The organism is Pseudarthrobacter sp. 05T312 (genome assembly GCF_056396685.1).
On record NZ_JBFTLY010000038.1, the window covers coordinates 1 to 1257 of the forward strand.

Consider the following 1257-nt stretch of genomic DNA (forward strand, 5'->3'; position numbering starts at 1 on the left):
TGGTTGGGTCCCCAGAGAGTAGTCCAGTGTTTGTGTGAGTTTCGTGTCCGAGAATGGACACAGGAGGAAATTCACGAATCATGGCACGCAGACACACCCCCGAGCAGGTCATCGCCAAAGTCCGGCAGGGCCAGAAGATGCTCAACGACGGACGTCCGATGGTCGAGGTCATCAAGGAACTTCAGGTCACCGAGGCGACCTGGTACCGGTGGCTGAAGGAGTACGGGTCCGAGAAGAACGCCGAGGCGTCCAAACGGACGAAGGAGCTGGAGAAGGAGAACGCCCGGCTCAAGCGGCTGCTGGCGGAGAAGGAACTGGCCATCGACATCCTGAACGAGGTGGCGAAGGGAAAATTCTGAGCCCCGAACCCCGCCGCCGTGCCGTGCGCATGGCGGTGGAGAAGTTCGGGGCATCCGAACGCTTCGCGTGCAAGGTCATCGGCCAGAACCGGTCCGCGTTCCGCAAGAAAAAACCCGACATGGGCTTCGAGGAAATGCAGCTCCGAACAGCCCTGCGCGCCATCGCAGTGAAACACCCCGCCTGGGGCTGGCGGAAGGCCCGCTGGCACCTCCTGGCCCAGCCCGAGTGGGGCGGCGTGGCGCTGAACCGGAAGCGGGTGCGCCGGCTCTGGCGCGACGAAGGCCTCGTCTGTAAAGCCAGGGCGCGGAAGAAGCGCCGGACCGGGCCCGGCGCCGGGGAACGGAAACGGCTCACAGCCGAGTATCCGATGCACGTGGTCAGCTTCGACTTCCAGTCCGACGTGACCTCCTGCGGCCGGCACATCCGGTTCTTCAACGTCATCGACGAATACACCCGCACCGCACTGGCAGTCATTCCGCGCCGGTCCTTCAAAGCCGCCGACGTCGTCGCGGTGCTGGAGGACATCATCGCCGAAACCGGCACCGCCCCGACCTACGTCAGGTGTGACAACGGACCGGAATTCACCGCCGCCGCCCTGATCGAGTGGTGCAACACCGCCGGCGTCGACACCGCGTTCATCGACCCCGGCTCGCCCTGGCAGAACGGCTTCATCGAATCATTCAATGCCCAGTTCAGAAGGGAGCAACTCTCCGGAGAAATCATGGACACCATGGCCGAAGCGCAGTTTTTGGCCGAGGAATGGAAAGCTATCTACAATCATGAACGGCCCCACGGATCCCTGGACGGCATGACGCCGAAACGCTACTGGGAAAACTGGACGCAAGAAAACACATTAGCTATCGCATAGACGCTGGACTGCTAACGGGGGCCCAGCCA

At 62.6% G+C, this 1257-nt stretch carries 1 protein-coding gene; it reads left to right on the top strand.

What is annotated here, in order from left to right:
• Nucleotides 1-80: 80 nt before the first annotated feature.
• Nucleotides 81-1228 (top strand): IS3 family transposase gene (locus AC1DIP_RS22180; protein WP_477735113.1). Its coding sequence is split into 2 segments (ribosomal slippage): nt 81-354 and nt 354-1228, totalling 1149 coding nucleotides; the frame shifts between segments, so codons are not numbered across the junction.
• Nucleotides 1229-1257: the final 29 nt, after the last annotated feature.